General features: G+C 36.6%; 19 protein-coding genes, 1 riboswitch and 1 other annotated feature. Of the genes, 15 read left to right on the top strand and 4 right to left on the bottom strand.

Annotated elements, in window-relative coordinates; all coding sequences use genetic code 11:
• The first annotated feature begins 36 nt into the window (after positions 1-36).
• Positions 37-675, top strand: coding sequence for a class I SAM-dependent methyltransferase (locus HZF24_RS12190; protein ID WP_179238605.1), 639 nt, complete (start codon positions 37-39; stop codon positions 673-675).
• A 43-nt stretch (positions 676-718) separates the two neighbouring features.
• Complete coding sequence (locus HZF24_RS12185; protein ID WP_179238604.1) at positions 719-1483, top strand: GNAT family N-acetyltransferase; 765 nt, start codon at positions 719-721, stop codon at positions 1481-1483.
• Between the two features lie 60 nt (positions 1484-1543).
• Here the strand turns inward: HZF24_RS12185 and HZF24_RS12180 are convergent, their stop codons facing one another.
• Positions 1544-2389 (bottom strand): pyrroline-5-carboxylate reductase dimerization domain-containing protein, encoded by an 846-nt coding sequence (locus HZF24_RS12180; protein ID WP_179238603.1) that lies wholly within the window; start codon positions 2387-2389, stop codon positions 1544-1546.
• Between the two features lie 42 nt (positions 2390-2431).
• Positions 2432-2628 (bottom strand) — a binding site (T-box leader).
• Positions 2629-2834: 206 nt separating this feature from the next.
• Between HZF24_RS12180 and HZF24_RS12175 the strand changes: the two genes are divergently transcribed.
• The 4 genes from HZF24_RS12175 (at position 2835) to HZF24_RS12160 (ending at position 5553) form a co-directional block, all read left to right on the top strand.
• Positions 2835-3377 (top strand): RNA polymerase sigma factor, encoded by a 543-nt coding sequence (locus tag HZF24_RS12175; protein WP_179238602.1) that lies wholly within the window; start codon positions 2835-2837, stop codon positions 3375-3377.
• Positions 3374-4837: a hypothetical protein gene (locus HZF24_RS12170; RefSeq protein ID WP_179238601.1), complete on the top strand. Its 1464-nt coding sequence runs from the start codon at positions 3374-3376 to the stop codon at positions 4835-4837. The genes HZF24_RS12175 and HZF24_RS12170 overlap by 4 nt, the downstream gene beginning before the upstream one ends.
• 202 nt (positions 4838-5039) lie before the next feature.
• Positions 5040-5297 carry a type II toxin-antitoxin system RelB/DinJ family antitoxin gene (locus HZF24_RS12165; RefSeq protein ID WP_179238600.1) on the top strand — a complete coding sequence of 86 codons (258 nt, stop codon included), beginning with the start codon at positions 5040-5042 and terminating at the stop codon, positions 5295-5297.
• Complete coding sequence (locus tag HZF24_RS12160) at positions 5290-5553, top strand: Txe/YoeB family addiction module toxin (protein WP_179238599.1); 264 nt, start codon at positions 5290-5292, stop codon at positions 5551-5553. The genes HZF24_RS12165 and HZF24_RS12160 overlap by 8 nt, the downstream gene beginning before the upstream one ends.
• A gap of 136 nt (positions 5554-5689) precedes the next feature.
• Here HZF24_RS12160 and argS read toward each other — a convergent pair whose 3' ends face one another.
• Complete coding sequence (gene argS / locus HZF24_RS12155) at positions 5690-7456, bottom strand: arginine--tRNA ligase (protein WP_179238598.1); 1767 nt, start codon at positions 7454-7456, stop codon at positions 5690-5692.
• Positions 7457-8101: 645 nt separating this feature from the next.
• On the opposite strand from argS, the gene HZF24_RS12150 reads away from it, so the two are divergent.
• Positions 8102-9637 carry a sigma-54 interaction domain-containing protein gene (locus HZF24_RS12150; protein ID WP_179238597.1) on the top strand — a complete coding sequence of 512 codons (1536 nt, stop codon included), beginning with the start codon at positions 8102-8104 and terminating at the stop codon, positions 9635-9637.
• Positions 9638-9665: 28 nt separating this feature from the next.
• On the top strand, positions 9666-10865 hold the full coding sequence (gene megL / locus HZF24_RS12145; protein ID WP_179238596.1) for a methionine gamma-lyase: 1200 nt from the start codon (positions 9666-9668) through the stop codon (positions 10863-10865).
• Positions 10866-11133: 268 nt separating this feature from the next.
• Here megL and HZF24_RS12140 read toward each other — a convergent pair whose 3' ends face one another.
• Positions 11134-11625 carry a rubrerythrin family protein gene (locus HZF24_RS12140; protein ID WP_179238595.1) on the bottom strand — a complete coding sequence of 164 codons (492 nt, stop codon included), beginning with the start codon at positions 11623-11625 and terminating at the stop codon, positions 11134-11136.
• A gap of 33 nt (positions 11626-11658) precedes the next feature.
• Positions 11659-12084: a Fur family transcriptional regulator gene (locus HZF24_RS12135; RefSeq protein ID WP_179238594.1), complete on the bottom strand. Its 426-nt coding sequence runs from the start codon at positions 12082-12084 to the stop codon at positions 11659-11661.
• Between the two features lie 194 nt (positions 12085-12278).
• Positions 12279-12448, top strand: a riboswitch (molybdenum cofactor riboswitch).
• 44 nt (positions 12449-12492) lie between these two features.
• Between HZF24_RS12135 and HZF24_RS12130 the strand changes: the two genes are divergently transcribed.
• The 7 genes from HZF24_RS12130 (at position 12493) to moaA (ending at position 19473) form a co-directional block, all read left to right on the top strand.
• Positions 12493-13377 carry an extracellular solute-binding protein gene (locus HZF24_RS12130; protein ID WP_179238636.1) on the top strand — a complete coding sequence of 295 codons (885 nt, stop codon included), beginning with the start codon at positions 12493-12495 and terminating at the stop codon, positions 13375-13377.
• Positions 13378-13394: 17 nt separating this feature from the next.
• Complete coding sequence (locus HZF24_RS12125) at positions 13395-14063, top strand: ABC transporter permease (protein WP_179238593.1); 669 nt, start codon at positions 13395-13397, stop codon at positions 14061-14063.
• Between the two features lie 2 nt (positions 14064-14065).
• A complete protein-coding gene (locus tag HZF24_RS12120; protein WP_179238592.1) occupies positions 14066-14758 on the top strand; it encodes an ATP-binding cassette domain-containing protein in 693 nt (230 codons plus the stop codon).
• Positions 14759-14872: 114 nt separating this feature from the next.
• Positions 14873-15361 (top strand): MogA/MoaB family molybdenum cofactor biosynthesis protein, encoded by a 489-nt coding sequence (locus tag HZF24_RS12115; RefSeq protein WP_179238591.1) that lies wholly within the window; start codon positions 14873-14875, stop codon positions 15359-15361.
• Between the two features lie 9 nt (positions 15362-15370).
• The gene (locus HZF24_RS12110; RefSeq protein WP_179238590.1) at positions 15371-16594 is read left to right on the top strand and encodes a molybdopterin molybdotransferase MoeA; all 1224 of its coding nucleotides are present in this window, start codon (positions 15371-15373) and stop codon (positions 16592-16594) included.
• A 9-nt stretch (positions 16595-16603) separates the two neighbouring features.
• Positions 16604-18517, top strand: a complete 1914-nt coding sequence (locus HZF24_RS12105; protein ID WP_179238589.1) for a molybdopterin biosynthesis protein — start codon at positions 16604-16606, stop codon at positions 18515-18517.
• Complete coding sequence (gene moaA / locus HZF24_RS12100) at positions 18517-19473, top strand: GTP 3',8-cyclase MoaA (RefSeq protein WP_179238588.1); 957 nt, start codon at positions 18517-18519, stop codon at positions 19471-19473. Before HZF24_RS12105 ends, moaA begins: the two co-directional genes overlap by 1 nt.
• The last annotated feature ends 1 nt before the right edge of the window (position 19474 follow it).

Raw genomic sequence — 19474 nt, 5'->3', positions numbered from 1 at the left:
TCCGGGGCGAGGTATAGTGAAGAGGAGAAAACGAATATGTTAGACAGTAAAGGATTTGATTTGTGGGCAGATGGTTATGATAAAAGCGTAAATCTGAGTGAAGAAAACAATGAATATCCATTTGCCGGATATAAGGGTGTGTTAAATTATATTTACAGCAAGGTTAGAGAAAGCAGTAGTTCAAATGTTTTGGATATTGGATTTGGAACCGGAGTATTAACAACACAATTATATAATGATGGTTACGGTATTACGGGAATTGACTTTTCAAGCAGTATGATAGATATTGCAAAGGATAAAATGCCTGATGCCGTATTAATAAACTGGGATTTTTCGAAGGGTCTGCCAAATGAGATAGCAGGCCATAAATATGATTATATAATAAGTACATATGCGATTCATCATTTGTCTGACGAAGCAAAAGTTGAATTTATAAAGGCTCTCACAAAATTATTAAATACAAATGGTAAAATATTAATAGGAGACGTTTCCTTTGAAACAAGTGAGGAATTAAATAAATGCAGGGAGCTGCATAAGGAAGACTGGGATAATGATGAATTTTATTTTGTCGCGAATAATATAATGAATAGTCTTAATGATTTATATTACTGTAATTATGATAAAATATCCCATTGCGCGGGTGTATTAGTGGTTGAAAACATAAAATCAGAGTAGAATTTATAGTTTTTATTACGACATATCTTCAGGAGAAAAACATATGAAAAATTCAGAACAAATTACTCAATTTGAAAAATACAGCCCAATGTCGTATTTGGATCATAAATTGACATCATGGGGTAGAATGCTTTGTGATACAGAAAATAAAGAAAGCTACACATCAAATTATGCAGTTGTTTACAGAAATGAAAATATTGATGAAATAATAATGGAAGTAGAAGAATATTATGATTCGAGAAATATAGTTCCTAAAATATTTAATCGCCTCGGATCGGTAGAGTTGGATATATTAAAGCCATATTTTATAAATCATGGGTATGCAATAAGAGAATTCGACATGGAGTTTATGACTTTGGATGCAAACAGTATCGAAGATAAAATTGCTGAAAAACCTGAAATAAAAACTATAAATCCTCCTCTTGAGGGGCGGGAATACAGCCTGGCAATAGAGCAGGATAATGGCAAAACGTATGGTGTAAAGCTTTTGAATAAGCAATTAGCTTCGGGAAGTAAAATGTTTTTTGCTTATGATGAATTCAAAAAGCCTGTCAGTATGGCACTGGCAGAAAAATATAGCAATGTTGTCTACATTTCAGATGTATACACAACATCTTCAATGAGATGTAAGGGATATGGAATGGCCGTAGTAAACAACATTATACAGCATTATGATAATTCATTGATTTACTTGTATACAGATAATCCCGATGCGGCAAGTATTTACAGAAAATTAGGCTTTTCCGGTGAAAGTGTAAGTTCGTGGTGGGCTATAAAAGGCTCATTGCCGGAATGGTGCATGGAATAAGGACTCCAGAGGGAGAATTGACCCAAGGACAAGGAGAACCGTCCCCTCTGGGTCTTTGTATTACTTCTGTGACTTCAGCTTGTCGATATCCGTGGAAGCAATTTTTGTTATTTCTTTGTAACGGCTCATGGATGCGCACAATGCTTCAGAAAATACATCAGGGAGACTTTTCTCGAAAACCTTCACTCCTTCATATGTGATGCCGCCTTTGGTTGATACACGATTTATGGTTTCCTCAAAGCTCATATTTTTCTCCAAAAGCAGCCTTGATGCTCCAAGCAAGGAAACTAAAAGCATATGCTCAAGTTCTTCATCAGATACATTTCGGCTTTTTACAGATGCGGATTTGACGAATTCCAGCATTATTTCTGCAAAAAAGCCCGGAAAGCTTGCCGTCATGTTCTGGCATATATTGATATCAGACTCTTCCAATATTTTTACCTCGCTGAATTGCTTCAGGGAGTTATGGAAGAATGTCTTTTGATTATTGTCTGCTCTGCTGTTGTGATATGCAAGTGTCACCCCGCCGTTAACCATTGATATCAGTGTTGGCATGAATATGGTTATGCCTCCATCGTGGAATTTTTGTATATCCTCCACGGCAACCATGGAGGTTGATACCATCAGATATGCTTCAGAATCGGTATATGGCTGAATTTCCATCAATACATCCGGTAAATTCAAGGGTTCAACACAAAGCAAAATGTTTTTGCATTTCTGTGTAAGTTCGATGTTGTTTTTGCAGATGGTTATGTCAGGATACTTTATTGAAAGGCTCTCTAATTTTTCCTCTGAGCGATTTGCCACACAAATATTTTCCTCTCTGAATATGTTGAACTCCGTAAATTTGCGTAACAGCATAGAGCCTACGTTTCCTATTCCAATTATTCCTATTTCTTTTTTCATAAAGTCCTCCTTATAATATCAAAAAATAAAATCCACCTCTTACAAAGAGGCGGAATTGTCCACGGTACCACTCTAATTGCTGCAATGCAGCATCTCATTTAAAATAACGGCTTCACCGTTTGGGTTGCTACTCCCAAAAGCTCCGAGACGGGTTCAGCATACAGAGGGACGGAAACTCTCACCGCATGATTCCTCTCTTTGGTCCATGAATGCTTACTGCTTCTCATCACAGCAATATATTATTATACATGATATACCATAAAACAATTAATATCAATAATTTTTTCAAAAGAATTCTTCTATGAATTTTGGGTGCGTTTTGGAGACGCATTTTGGTTTCAATTCTTCGTCTCCAAAGTCTCATTGCACATGTATTATAAAAATATTCCGTGGGATTCTACAAATTAACGTGTATAATATATTAGACGGTCGAGGAGGTGTGCCTATGAGTGATTCCAACAAAAATGATTCCGATAAGGTTATAGAGCTTATTAAATCCCGGACGGATGAAGGTATGAAGCTTTTACATGATAAATATTCGGGGTTGATGCACTATGTAGTGTCAGGAATTTTAGAAAATAGAAATGATGTGGAAGAGTGCATAAGTGATATATGCATGAAGGTTTGGAATTCAATAGAAAGTTATTCGGCTCAAAAGAGTAAATTTTCCACATGGCTCACCGTTATAGCACGAAATACAGCTTTAAATTATCACAGGAAAAACACTGGATATGAAGAGCTGAACGAAGAAAACGCCGTGCACTCTTCACCTGAAGACGATGTTTTGCGTCGTGAACAGGCAGAAGAACTGAAGCGTGCCATATCCTTCCTTTCGTCTGATGAACAGCATATTTTCTACCGTAAATACTATTATCTTCAGCAGACCTCTCAAATTGCCGCAGAGCTTGGCATGACAAATCGTTCTGTTGAGGGAAAGTTGTATCGCATACGCAAAAAGCTTCAAACTAAATTAGGAGGTATACAATGAATAAGAACAACCTTGATTTTGATGCCAAGATGATTGATAGCCTCAGTCACCTTGATCCTCCTGAATACGAAATTCTCAAAACAAACCCTTGGAGCAAATCCATAGGTTCAATTGCATGGGGATTCTCTCTTACAACACTGCATCTGAACTTTTTATATCTTCAATATATTTTGCCAACAATCGGTACAGCTTTGATTTTTCTGGGATTTCGCAGCTTAAGGAATGAAAACAGGTATTTTAAAACAGTATATATTTTTTCAATATTCAGATTGATTTTACATTTAGCAGGACTTGTATGGATTTCAACACCGCTGAACATGTTGGATTACATTACAATTCCTATAGGAACTGTAATGTTTATTTTCCAAATAATTATGTTTATGATTTCTCAGGCGGCTTTGAATGAAGCATATAAAAAGGCGGGCAAAGTACCTGAATATAATCCGTTTTATCGGATTGCAGCATGGACAGCAGCATCATTTTTCATAGCGCTGTCACCTCTGTCCCAAAGTTGGTTATCCTTCATACCTATGGTAATATTCTATATATTGATTATACGGTCATTGTTCAGAATAGGCAATGAGTTGGATGATACGGGCTATGTGTTGACAAATGCACCTGTAAAAATTAACAGTGAAACCTTTGGCCGAGCATATTTTGTTACCGCGCTTATGATTGTCATAATCTGCAGTATATTTTCCAACCATTTAAGATTAAAGCCCCAAAGATTTTATTTACCGGAAATGACTCCGATGAGGCATAGCCTTGTCAATGCAGGATTTCCCACTGAGGCTCTTAATCGCTTAAGTGAAGAGGATGTTGAAAAATTAATTGATGCTGTAAATATTGAATCAGTCAGTGAGCTTCTCATGTTTGATCCAAAAGAGATTGAACACCGCACCACATATGGAAATCACACTTCGATAAATTATACCTACGAACCGGGTAAGAATAATTTAGATGTAACTACAATCTACATCGAAATGCCTGAAAATCTGATTTATGTCATGCAATACTTTGCGTGGAAAGGCGGAAGTCCTGTATGGCAGGATGGCATTCTGATTTCAGGAGAAAATGAGGTAAATAACAAGAAAATCGTCAGCAGCGGTTTGTTTTACAGCAAGGACGGAATCTCATATGGTGCAGATTTTCCAAATCTCGTATGCGAAGAGGTTATACAAAATACTATGTTTGGATCATCTTATACCACACCTGTATCAGGTACGCTGAGCTATCCTTTTGGTTCGAAGGATCAGCGAGGTTATGTGCTTTACAGTTATGAAATTCCCGACGAAGTTGAATTTTATATAACATTTTCTAGCTTCAACTATATGCATAATTCCGGACCTCTTCATCTGCCATATGCAAGAACCGATGAGAAAATCATAAGCGGGGCATATATGTTTTCGGATAAAAAAAAGCAGCATTACACAACATATGAATCTTCAAGAGAAGATTAAAATTTTAACTTCCTTATAAACGGAAATTAGACCTGAGAATTGATAGAATAGGCGCAGTGCTTAAAATATTTAATGAAATTTAATTGATTTGATGCGAGAATGACTAAGGAGACCGTGCTCAATGGATTTCTATGATTTTTCGTAATTTGTGTTGACATATTACGAAAATTGCATTACAATTAACTTGAAGGGAGTGAAAATTATGGCAAACTTAAATATTCGTGTTGATGATACGTTGAAAAAACAGGCAGAAGTAGTATTTTCCGAGCTTGGTATAAGTCTTTCTGCCGCAACTACAATGTTTTTAAAACAGGTAGTTCGTTGCAATGGTATTCCTTTTGAGTTGAAAATTGATCCGTTTTACAGCGAAAGTAATCAGAGACATCTTCGAAAAGCAATTGAGGATCTTGAAGCAGGTAAAGGTAAGATACATGAATTGATTGAGGATGAATATGAATAAATTATGGCAGGATGATGCATGGGAAGATTATTTATACTGGCAGAATCAAGACCGAAAAACATTGAAGCGTATTAACCTCTTAATACAAGACATTTCACGAAATGGATATAATGGCATAGGAAAACCAGAACCATTAAAAGGTGATTTTTCTGGATGGTGGAGTCGTCGTATTGACGATACAAACAGACTCGTTTATCGTATAAACAATGGACTGATTGAGATAGCTCAATGCCGATCTCATTATGACGATAATTAATCATTGGAATCAATGGAGAGACGTAATGGAAATTCCGTGGACGGATATTTGAGTTTGAATTTACAAATTGATTATAGGTATCTTAAAGTCCATCCACGGAATGAATCAAAGCAAAGTCAAAAGATATTTTTTATTATCACATTCTGTCGGGAACTTCGATTCCAAGCAGTTCAACGGAGGTTTCTAAAACTTTCTTTGTCAGGCTGCTGAGGCACAGCCAAGAGCTTTTCTTTTCTTGATTTTCTTCGCTTATAATTCTGTTGCTGTGGTAAAATTTATTGAAGGTATTGGATAAATCATACATGTATTCGCACAGCTTGTTTGGAGCTTTTGTTAAAAAGCTGAACTCTATAGTTTCGTTAAACTTTGAAAGCTTCAGCATCAAATCCAGCTCGCACTGACTGTATGGTTTTTGTATCAAATCAGAGCCGCAGTATTTTTCTTTTGAGCATGCTTTGTTCAAAATGGATTTAATTCTTACAATGGTGTATAAAATATATGGACCTGTATTTCCTTCAAATGAAGAAAATTTTTCTATGTCAAAGACATAATCCTTTGTGACCTGATTGGATAAATCCCCGTATTTCAATGCGGATAATCCGACCCTTCTTGCAACATCACCCATTTCTTCTTCACTGAATCCCTTGCTTGCATCAAGCTTATCAAGCACACTGCTTTGTATAGTTTCGATTAAATCCTGCAGCTTCATGACACCGCCTTCTCTGGTTTTAAAAGGCTTGCCGTCCTTTCCGTTCATTGTTCCGAATCCGATGAATTCCAAGGACAGATTTTCGCTTGCAATCCCTGTTTTTTTAACACATCTGAAAACCTGTTCAAAATGCATATCCTGTCTTTTATCAACAACATATATTATCATGTCCGGATTATAGTCCTCAACTCTCTGCCAGATAGTAGCAATGTCTGTCGTACTGTACAATGACGACCCGTCCGATTTTAATATCATGACAGGAGGTATTACGGAGGAGTCACTTTCTTTGGCAACGTCAACCACTAATGCACCCTGACTCTCATAAGTATAGTTGTTCTCCTTCAGATATTTAACCATTTCGTCAATGTATTTCTCGCAATCACTTTCTCCGAGCCACAAATCAAATTCTACATTTAAAGAACCGTATACCTTTTTCAAATCCTTTACGGATCCATTTAAAATATGCCTCCAAAGTGCCACATAGCCTTTCCTTCCTGCCTGAAGCTCAAATGTTGCTTTTCTTGCTTCTTCCATTGCATCTTCGTTATTCTTGGCGAAAGCACTCGCAGTAGGGTATATCTCTTCAAGCTCACTTATTGTGAACGGGGCATCTGTAGGATATTCACCAGTATAATTTTCATCGAAGTAGGGAAGTCCGGGCATACGTCTCTTAAGCTCGGTTATAACCATTCCTATCTGTAGTCCCCAATCTCCTAAGTGAACATCACCTATAACGTTGTGCCCCAAAAATCTTGAGATTCTTTTTATTGCTTCTCCGATGACTGCGGCTCGTATATGCCCAACATGCAGGGGCTTTGCAACATTAGCTCCGCCATAATCCACGATAATCGTTAAAATATTGTTGGCTTTGTCGCATCCGCACTTTTCATCTCTGTTCATCATATTTAAATAATCAGCTAACATACTGTCATTTACGTTTAAATTGATGAAGCCGGGACCGGCGGAAGAAATATCCTTAAAGCTGCAGCTATCTTTAAGTACATTTAAAATCTCGTTTGCAATTTGTAAAGGGGATTTTTTATATCTTTTAGCTGCTGTAAGAGCTCCGTTACATTGAAACTGGCATAAATCAGGACGGTCTGATACTGTCAGGCTGCCGAGATAACTTTCATATCCACATTTTTCAAAAGCATCACTTACTTCCTTGCTTAATATTTTGATTAATTTTTCCATATAATCATCCTTATCATATTTTATTTTGAATAAAATTTTCCATCATAAAACCCGCCTCATATAATGAGACGGGTTGAAATCCGCGGTACCACTCAAATTGACCTAAGTCCACTCAATTACTTTAACGCAGTTAACGTACCATCCTTGCATTGCTCAGATGTCCTCTCGGAGTCCCTCTTCGCTGTCGGTTCTCTTGCAGGACTCTCACTCTGTTCCCACTCGCTGCTAGATGCATGACAGTTACTATTCTCTTCACAGAATTTACAGTTGTCTATTTCCGGTTATTTTATAGTATATGCAATTGATTGTCAACATTTACTTTTATTTACGGCAGACACAAATAGGCTCAAATAGGCTGCAAATGAGTTATGATAGTAGTGACCCAAAAAGAACCGTCCCCTTTGGGTTTGTTATTATTTAGAAAAGTAATAAATATTTCTTGAAATAACAACTCTTGTGGTTTAAAATTATTCCAATAGGAATGGTTTTAAACCATGAAAATCATTAGCATTCCAAATCGGTAAAAATATGGAATGAATTTATTCCATGCTCTTGCTGTTCTTATTTAGGTAAGATTGATTTTATAACGTTTGTGGGATTGTTAAAGTTGGCACAAATAATGCAAAGAAAAAGATGGGAGTTATTATGAAAACTAAAAAGATTAAGTTAACTGCTGTGGAGGACAGAGCGCACATAACCTACGAAGCGTTGTCTGTATTACATAAATACGACGTTGGGCTGATTTGGATGGAGGTTTACGCTTTTGTTGCCTACATAAAATTAATGCCTGTAGAAGATGAGGTCTGGGAGAAAATCAAAAATGAGCTTCAGGAGCTGAGTGGGTGGGCTTCCTTAGAAGAAATTGATTTATTTCCATTTGAAGAAAAAGACACTGAAATGAAAAAGGTGCTGGACGTAATTCCTCACGGCGTAGTTTTGTTAAACAGAAAAGGCGATATAAAGTATTTTAATGATTACTCCGCCGAAAAAATATTTAATACGGAAGGCAAGGACATAACGGGTCTTAACATAAATAAGTTTATAGATTTCAAAAAACTGATAGCAACACTGAAAGACAACAATATGTCCCTGATTAAAGAAAATCTGGAAATAAGCAATCAGCTTTATGAAGCAAATTTACAGCCTATTGTTAACAAGGAAAAGGTATTGAGCAGCTACTTGATTTCATTTTACGAAATTGATTCCAATATTTATAACAGATTCGATAATCCGATTACCTTTGATGACATAATTGCCGAAAGCAATAAAATGCTTGTAACAATTAAATCGGGAAAGCTGTATTCAAAATCTGATTCTCCTGTCTTAATTACAGGTGAAAGCGGAACCGGCAAGGAGCTTTTCGCAAGAGCGATACATAATGAAAGTAAAAGAAAAAACAAACCGTTTATAGCGATAAACTGTGCTGCCATACCTGACCAATTGCTGGAAAGCGAGCTGTTCGGATATGAAGGAGGAACTTTTACAGGCGGCAGAAAGGAAGGCAAGCCCGGAATATTTGAAATCGCCGGAGGCGGAACGGTATTTTTGGATGAAATAGGAGATATGCCTCCACATTTGCAGGCAAAGCTGTTGAGAGTATTGCAGGAAAAAAGGGTAAGAAGAGTTGGAAGTGCCAATGAAGTAAATGTAGATGTAAGACTGATATCGGCGACCAATCAAAATATTGATGAAATGGTCAAGAACAAAGAATTCAGATTAGAGCTTTTATTCAGAATTAACATATTCAATATAAATATTCCTCCTCTTCGAGACAGGAAAGAGGACTTGCCGGCACTATATGAGCATTTTGCACAGAAGCATTCGAAAAGATATCGTAAAAATATAACGGGAATTGAAAAGGAAGCGATGAGAAAGCTTATAAATTATAACTGGCCCGGAAATGTAAGAGAATTTCAAAATGTATTGGAAAGGGCCATAGCGCTTACAGTAAGCAATGAGATTGCCGCAAAGGACATTATACTTAATTATGACATTGTTCCGATGGACGGCATCGAAGGAAAATCGCTGAAAGGTTGCATTGAAAGCTTGGAGAAAAAGAAAATTATTGAAAGTCTGAAAAATAATAAAAGCATCAGGGATGCGGCAAAAGAATTAGATGTCACTCATACTTTATTGATTAACAGAATGAAAAAGTATGATATTGATAAAAATAATATTTAAATAAGATTTATAAATTATGGAGGTTTTTATGGATAAGCAAAAATTAAATCAAATGAAATTTTCAACAAGAGCAGTACATGCAGGTTATGTGAAAAATGAATATGGTGCGTTGGCTACACCAATCTACCAAACTTCAACATTTATATTCGATTCTGCCGAACAAGGCGGTAAAAGATTTGCTTTGGAAGAAGAAGGCTATATTTATACAAGGTTGGGGAACCCTACAAATACTCAGGTTGAAGAAAAATTGGCCAGCCTGGAAAACGCGGAGGCAGCTGTTTCCATGTCCTCAGGTATGGGTGCTATAACTTCGGTTGTATGGGCAAAGGTAAAAGCCGGCGATCATATAGTTGCAGCAAAGACATTGTATGGATGTACATTTGCATTTTTAAACCATGGTGTTTCAAGATTTAACGTTGAAGTAGATTTCGTTGATACATCAGATCCTGAAAATATAAGAAAAGCAATGAAGTCAAATACAAAGATAGTATATCTGGAAAGCCCCGCTAATCCAAATATGCTTATAGCTGATATAAAAGAAATATCAAAAATAGCTCATGAGATCGAGGATTGTATCGTCGTAGTAGATAATACATATTGTACTCCTTATATTCAAAGACCGTTAGATTTAGGTGCCGATGTTGTAGTTCATTCGGCTACAAAATATCTAAACGGTCACGGGGATGTTATTGCCGGATTTGCAGCAGGTAAGAAGGAATTTATAGATTTAGTAAGATTGTTTGGTATTAAAGATATGACCGGTTCGGTATTGGGACCTTTCGAAGCCTATTTGATAAACAGAGGGATGAAGACACTGGAAATCAGAATGGAAAAGCATTGCGCAAACGCACAAAGGGTTGCTGAGTTTTTAGAAAAGCATCCAGCGGTTGTAAACATCCAGTATCCGGGATTAAAAAGCTTTCCCCAATACGAATTGGCTAAAAAACAAATGTCATTACCGGGAGCAATGATTGCGTTTGAAGTTAAGGGCGGACTTGAAGCCGGTAAAAAATTAATGAATTCATTGCATCTTTGCACATTGGCAGTAAGCTTAGGTGATACGGAAACACTGATTCAGCATCCTGCATCAATGACACATTCTCCTTACACTCCTGAGGAAAGAGCTTTATCAGGTATATCCGAGGGATTGGTCAGATTATCAATAGGTCTTGAGGATGCAGATGATATTATAAGTGATTTAAAGCACGGATTGGATATGTTGATATAGTTGAAGCAAGAAAATTGTTTCGAGTTCCTCCTTTTTAGAACCATTCAGAGTAATGGTTCTTTTTTTATGACCTAACCCCATTTGAACAAGCGACAGCGTAGTTTAAATGGGGTTAGGTCAAATACGCAGAATGCCAAATTTATGTGAGCAGAGCGAACTGATAAATTTGCTGCACTCCCATTTTATGCCCTAACAAAAAACCGCTTGCGCGGTCTTTCAATATAACTTTCACTTACAGGACATCAAATCAGAAATTTCAGTGTCCTGATTAATATTTTATGAATTTAGAACCTAACACTCCGCAAATACTGCATCTTTCCGGAACGAAAGTTTCGATGTTTCCGCAAACAGGGCATAGGTAATAAAAGATTTCTTCTGTATTGTCAATACTTTCTAAGGCTTCTTTGTACAATTTAGCATGAACCTTTTCTGCTTCCATGGCAAGGTTGAATGTATTAATTGCTGCTTTATTTCCTTCTGACTCGGCAGCCTTTATGAATTCTGGATACATGTTTTCAAATTCATATGTTTCGCCTGCAACAGCATCGGCAAGATTTTCTTTTGTTGTTTTAATTTTACCTGCAACCTCTAAGTGCTTTTGTGCATGTAATGCTTCTGCATCGGATGCTGCCTTAAATAGCTTTGCGGCATTTGTTTTTCCTTCCTTTTCTGCTTTCTTAGCATAAGCTAAATACTTTCTGTTTGCCTGTGATTCCCCTGCGAAACCATCCATTAAATTTTGCAGTGTTTTTTCTTCCATTTTCAAATCCTCCTAATAATAAATATAGCTAAACTATTCTTTGCCGTCGGCGATGCATGATCTGCATGTGCCTTTAAAAAATACATTTTTGTCATTTATTTCGAATCCGGATAATTGATCAGCTTCAAATAAATCAATATCTATATTGAAATCATATATATTTTTGCAGGATTCACATTTGAAATGACCATGATCATGAGTGTTGATATCATATCGAACCTCGTTGTCCTCAATGTTAATTGCTCTTATTAAGCCTGCATCAAGCAATGAGCTTAAGGTGTTGTAAACAGTCGTCTTAGACAATGTGGGAACCTCGTCATGGAGCCCGTTATATATCTGATCCGCTGTGGGATGATTATAATTTGTCGTAAGATATTCTAAAACCTTTAATCTTTGATGGGAGAGGCGTATTTTTTTATTTTTCAATTCATCTATTAAGCTTTCAAAATTCACTTTCATAGCATTCTCCTTTCGGAACTGTTACAACAATCATCAAGTTGTAATGATTACAAAGTAACAATAACATTAAAGGTTTGTGCTGTCAAGTATTAGTTTTATATTATTAATAAAATATTGATATAATATCTGATAATACTTATATAAAATTTTAATTCATTGACAAACCTTTTCTATGCTTATAGAATTGTATGTATGAAATTTTATTTCTCCGAGTTTACAATTCTAAAGCTCAGTACATGAATTGTAAACTGTCAGGGTTTGACCGGAAACGGTCATACCTCCCGTTGCACTTACAGTATAAACGACCGACACCAAATTGAAAAATTGGGTCGTCTGTTTAGAAAGGAGATTGCTTTTGCATCTCTTTTCGTATTACATATATGAAAGGAGTTTTTTATGAAAACGAAAATGAAAGGCTTGTTGCTTTTTATATTGTCATTAGTATTGGTATTTTCGATGACAGCATGCAACAATCCGCAAGAACCGAATGAGGAACAAAACGAAGAACCAAATATTGATCAGCCTGTATCAGAAGATCCAAAGGAAGAAAGAAGTATAATACTTGCTACTACAACAAGTACAGAGGATTCTGGATTGCTGGACTTCTTGCTACCAGCTTTTAAAGAAAAAACAGGTATAGAGGTTGAAGTAGTTGCGAAGGGCACGGGAGCGGCTCTTGAGCTTGCCAGAAACGGTGATGCGGATGGTGTTTTAGTACATGCCAAAGCACAGGAAGAACAGTTTGTTGCAGATGGATTTGCTAAGGAAAGATTTGATGTTATGTATAATGACTTCGTATTGATTGGACCTGAGTCAGACCCTGCAGGCTTGCAGACAGATGCACCGAATGATCCTATAAAGGCCTTTGAACTGATAGCGGAAAAACAAGCTGTGTTCGTATCAAGAGGTGACGAATCAGGTACACATACAAAAGAAAAATCCTACTGGAACGAAGCTGATATTACTCCTGAAGGAGAATGGTATGTTTCTGCCGGAGCAGGAATGGGAGCAGTTTTGCAGATGGCAGATGAAAAATTAGCTTATACGTTAACGGACAGAGCTACATATTTATCGATGAAGGACAATCTTGATTTAGTAATCGTAACTGAGAAAAATGATAAAATGTATAACCAATACGGTGTTATGATGGTTAACCCGGAAAAATATCCTGTTAAAGAAGCAGAAGTTCAGGAATTTATCGATTGGATTTTATCCGAGGAAGGTCAGGGCTTAATCAGTGAGTTTGGTGTTGAAAAATTCGGTCAGCCGTTATTCATTCCAAATGCTGAATAATTAAAAAAGGTGAAATGATGTTTGAATTTATTAAAGAATTTTTTATCGAATATAATGATATGTTTCCGGTTATTATGTTATCTTTAAAAGTATCGCTCACCTCAACATTAATTGCATCAATTTTAGGGATGGTTTCAGGTGTAGCAACGGCTTTAAATGAATTCAAGCTTAAAAGAACTCTCATGAGGGTTACAAATACCCTCATGAGCTTACCACCCGTATTGATAGGTCTTTTAGTATATATGTTATTGTCAAGAAAGGGACCGCTGGGAAGCCTCGGTCTGTTATTTTCTCCAACCGCAATGATTATTTCACAATCTCTTCTTGTTTTTCCAATTATATTTGGGTTAACGGTTTCTAACATTTCAGAATCGGCAAAAGAAATACAGCTTACCTGTATGTCATTGGGAGCAAGCAAAAATGATACGTTGAAAGCAATAATAAGCGAGTGCAGAATGCAATTATTATCAATTGTTACAGCCGGGTTCGGCAGAGCTATTTCCGAGGTAGGGGCCGTTATGATGGTGGGCGGAAACATTAAAGCAAAAACGAGAGTTATGACAACTTATATTGCTCTTGAAACCGGAAAAGGCAATTTCAACGAAGCAGTTTTTATAGGTATAGTGCTGTTATTTATATCATTTTTTATAAATACTGTTTTATACAGGCTGCAAAGGAGGGAATAATCTTGGTTATAACGGTAGAAAATGCAATTAAAGATTATGGTGACAGCCGCATTCTGGATATAGATAATTTAACAATAAAAAAAGGAATATATGTTATTTTAGGTTCTAACGGAAGCGGAAAAAGTACACTTTTAAGTTGTATTTCAGGTTTAAATTCACTTACAAGTGGTAATATATTATATAACGGCAACAAGTTAGACAGTTCGATTAAGAATTCAATAACTATATTGTTGCAAAAACCATATCTTTTCAGAAAAACATCCTACGAAAATATTATAAGCGGGTTAAAATATAAGAAAATAAATAATAAAGAAATTGAAAATCGATTAAATAAATACATACATTATTTTAATGTGGAAGAATTATTAAATAAAAAATCCCACTGGCTTTCAGGTGGAGAAAGAGCCAAGGTTGCTCTTTTAAGAACATCAGTTTTAGAAACGGAAGTTACTATGCTTGACGAGCCGACGGCAGCAATGGATATAGAAAGCTCCATGAAGGCGGAGGAGCTTATAAAAAATTTATCAAAGGATAACAGAACAGTTATAGTGGTAACTCACGATGTTTATCAGGCAAAGAGAATTGCGGACTATGTGATTTTTATGGATAAGGGCAAAATATTGGAAATGGGCGACAAGGATGGAGTGCTTGGCAATCCAAAGAACAAATTATTAAAACAAATTTTGAATATATGAGTAATGAGATAGATTCTTCGGGCTATAGCTCTCAGAATGACAGAAAATTGGTTTCTCGTCATACTGAACGGAAGCGAAGTATCTTACTCAAACTTTTAAATAAATGGAGGAAATATGATAAGGACCGGGATATTAACCATAAGCGACAAGGGCTCAAGAGGAGAAAGGATAGACGGAACAGGTCCGGCTATAAAGGACAGCTTAGACGAAAATATATATAAATTGGATTATTATAAAATAATACCTGATGAAATGGACTTAATATGTGAAGAATTAATATATATGTGTGATGAGCTTAAGCTTGATTTAATACTTACAAACGGCGGAACGGGATTTTCGAAAAGGGATGTTACTCCGGAAGCAACTATGAAGGTTATAAAAAAGCAAACGCCCGGTATATCCGAAGCAATGAGACAAATGTCGCTTGCTATAACGCCCAAGGCTATGCTGTCAAGAGCAACGGCAGGCATAAGAGACAATACATTGATAGTAAACCTTCCGGGTAGTCCGAAGGGAGCTGTTGAGAATTTGAGTTTTATACTTCCTGCACTGCCTCACGGAATTGAAATACTGAAGGGCACTGAAGGAGAATGTGCAAGATAGGAGCAGAAAATGGATTTATTTAATGTTATGACAGTTAAAGATACAACAAAGCTTATAGACAGTTTTAGCTACAGCCTAGCAACTGAAAAAGTAACACTTCTTAATGCAACAGGCAGAATTTTAACGAATGATGTAATTGCAAAAGATAATGTTCCCGATTTCAGAAGATCAACGGTAGACGGCTATGCTGTTAATTCCAGGGATGTGTTTGGGGCAAGCGAATCAATTCAATCTGTTCTTGACTTAAAGGGTGAAATTTTAATGGGAGAAGAACCGTCGGCTGAAATTAAAATACCGGGTCAGTGCTACTATGTTCCTACCGGAGGGGCAATTCCCATGGGGGCAGATTCTGTTGTAATGATTGAATATACGGAAAAGCTGGATGATGAGGTAATTTTAACCTCAAAAGCAACATCGCCCGGTGAAAATGTAGTAGAAATCGGCGAAGATATTAAAAAGGGTGAACAAGTCATAGCTAAGGGAACAAAGCTCAGGGCTTATGAAATAGGAGTGCTTGCAAGCTTAGGATATTATGAGGTGGAAGTATATAAAAAACCTAAAATAGGTATAATATCAACCGGAGATGAAGTTGTACATCCCGCTGAAAGTATTAAGCCGGGACAAATAAGAGATATAAATACATATTTGCTGCACTCATTAACAGAAGAAAGTGGTTGTGAGCCTGTTAATTACGGAGTTGTTAAGGATGAATATGAATTGTTAAAACAAACTGTAGAAAAAGCAGTTGACGAATGTGACATTGTATTAATGTCAGGAGGCAGTTCGGTAGGCAAAAAGGACAACACCGTAAATGTAATAAAGGATTTAAATGATGGAGAACTTATGGTTCACGGTATTTCCGTAAAGCCCGGAAAACCTACAATAATAGGAAAATCCGGCAATAAAATAATATTCGGACTTCCCGGTCATCCTCTTGCATGTGCAGTAATTTTTAAGGTTATCGTAAAGCATTATATAGAAAAAATAACAGGGCATAAAGAAACTATATATCCTATAGAGTGCAGATTTAAATTTAATTACCATAAGGCAAAGGGAAGAGAAGAATTTCTGCCTGTAACAATAGAAGAAAAAAAAGGTGAATTAGTGGCGGCACCGGTGTTTGGTAAATCAGGACTGATAACAGGCTTCTCTAAAGCATGGGGCTTTATCAGAATAGAAAGAAACGAAGAAGGCATAAAGGAAGGTCAGTCGGTAAAAGTATTTAAGTTTTAGGAGGAAAAGATGCAAAAGGTATATCTTTCGAATTATGAATTGGATGAGGCAAAAAAAATATACTTTGATAAATTAAAATTAAGATTACAGACAGAAATAGTTAATACTTGGGATGCTCTGGGCAGAGTGACAACAAAGCCCGTATTTGCTCATCTTTCGTCACCGCACTACAATTCATCGGCAATGGACGGAATTGCCGTTAAAAGTGAAAAAACCTTTGGTGCATCGGACAGAAATCACATAACTCTTACGGAAGGTGAGGATTATGTGGTGGTTGACACAGGCGATCCAATCCCAAGGGAATTCGATTGTGTAATAATGGTTGAGGATTTAATTAAGGTTGATGACAGACATATAAAAATATATCAGAGTTCTGTGCCATGGCAAAACATAAGACCGTTAGGCGAGGATATAGTTGAAAATCAGCTTATAGTTCCATCAAGGCATAAAATACGTCCCGTTGATATAGGTGCTTTAATTGCAGGAGGTATAAATACTGTTGAAGTATTTAAGAGACCTGCTGTTGGGATTATACCAACCGGAACGGAATTGGTTGAACCCGGATCAGAATTAAGGGTTGGAGATATAATAGACTTTAACTCGAGAACATTTACGGCTCAGGTTACAGAGTGGGGAGGAATTCCTAACAGATACTCAATAATCAAGGATAATTATAAACTCATAAAAGACACCGTATTAAAAGCAAATGAAGAAAACGATGTGGTATTGATTAATGCCGGTTCATCGGCGGGCAGGGAGGACTTTACTTCATCTGTTATAAGTGAAGTGGGAGAATTAATAGTCCACGGTGTGGCTATAAAACCGGGTAAACCTGTCATGCTGGGTATAATAAATGATAAACCAATCATCGGAATACCGGGATTTCCTGTTTCGGCATACTTCGTTATGGAGGAAATAGTTAAAGAATTGATTTACAGTTATCAGTGTCTTGAAACAGAGGAAAGAAAAATTGTAAATGCAAGCTTGACTAAACGATGCATGTCATCGTTAAAATACCATGAATTTGTAAGAGTAAGGCTAGGATTCATAGGAGGTAAATACGTTGCTACTCCTTTAACGAGAGGAGCAGGAGCCACCATGTCACTGGTAAATGCAGACGGAGTTTTGGAAATTAACCAGCATACTGAAGGAATTGAATCCGGTACCGAAGTTAAAATAAAGCTGTTAAGTGCCGAGGATAAAATAAAAAATACATTGGTGTGTATTGGAAGTCACGACCCGATAATTGATATTGCGGCAGATATAATGCATAATAGAAATAAGAAATATTTCCTTTCTTCATCCAATGTAGGAAGCACAGGCGGTCTGATGGCATTAAAAACAAGCGAAACCCATATGGCGCCCACACATTTATTGGATATGGAAACGGGAGAATACAACGTATCATATTTAAAAAAATATGTGCCTGGTAAAAAAATATGTTTAGTGAAATGTGTCAACAGAATTCAAGGATTTATTGTTGAAAAAGGAAATCCTAAAAATATAACTAAGTTTGAGGATTTGCTTAGAGACGATGTAAAATTTGTAAACAGACAAAGAGGCTCAGGCACGAGGTTGCTTCTTGACTACAATTTGAATAAATTAAATATTGACCCGCAAAAAATAAAGGGATATTTCAGAGAAGAGTTTACGCATTTAGCGGTTGCCGCAGCGGTGGAAGCAGGTGATGCGGATGCAGGTCTTGGAGTTTATTCGGCGGCAAGCTTGATGGGGCTTGATTTTATACCTGTTTGCAACGAAGAATACGACCTGGCAATTCCGGAAGAATATATGGATTCTGAAATTGTAAAGGAATTTTTAGAAACAATAAAATCTGAAGAATTCAAAGATAAGCTTGATGAGCTTGGAGGATATGACTATTCAAATACAGGCACGATTATAAAACTTCAGGAGCTGATGTAATGCTTGATAAAAGAGGAAGAACTATAGATTACTTGCGAGTTTCCCTAACAGACAGATGTAATTTGCGCTGTGTATACTGTATGCCCGAAAAAGGAATTGAGAAAAAATGCCATGATGATATATTGCGCTTTGAAGAAGTCGAAAAAATAATTACCGCGTGTGCCGCATTGGGTATTAAAAAGGTAAGGTTTACAGGAGGTGAGCCCCTTTTATTAAAGGGAATAGACAAGCTTATACGACATACGGCAGCCATTGACTCAATCAATGATATTTCATTAACTACGAACGGTATTCTTTTATATGATATGGCCGAGGACCTAAAAAAAGCTGGATTAAGGCGTGTTAATATAAGCCTGGACACTTTAAATGCTGATAAATTCAAAAAAATTACAAGATCAGGGGACATAAACAAGGTTTTGAAAGCAATAGAAAAATGCATAGAGTTGAAAATGGTCCCTGTTAAAATTAATGTAGTGCTTATGAAAGGCATCAATGATGATGAAATAGAAGATTTTATAAATATGACTTTGGATAAGCCGATTCAGGTAAGGTTTATTGAATTGATGCCTATAGGAGAGGGTCTTAAATATTACGAAGCTTGTAAAATGAAGGTGGAAGATATCTTAGAAAAACTTCCAAAGTTAATACCTGTGAAGGACGACAGCAAGGTTGCATCTGTATATAAAATTCCCGGAGCAAAAGGAACGGTCGGTCTCATAAGCCCCGTCAGCTGCAAATTTTGTTCGGATTGCAACAGGATAAGGTTGACATCGACGGGAACGATCAAGCCGTGTCTTCATTCATTGGAAGAAATCAATTTGAAGCCGTATTTAAATGATGAGAAAAAGTTAACAGAAATCATAAGTGATGCAGTTTATAATAAACCACAGGAGCATCATTTAGAAAATGAGAATAAAAGTGACACAGACAGAATGATGTTTCAAATCGGAGGTTAAT

The organism is Sedimentibacter hydroxybenzoicus DSM 7310, from assembly GCF_013403245.1.
GTDB lineage: Bacteria > Bacillota > Clostridia > Tissierellales > Sedimentibacteraceae > Sedimentibacter > Sedimentibacter hydroxybenzoicus.
Note: the sequence above shows the minus strand (reverse complement) of the source record. Positions and strands in the feature narration are given on the sequence as shown.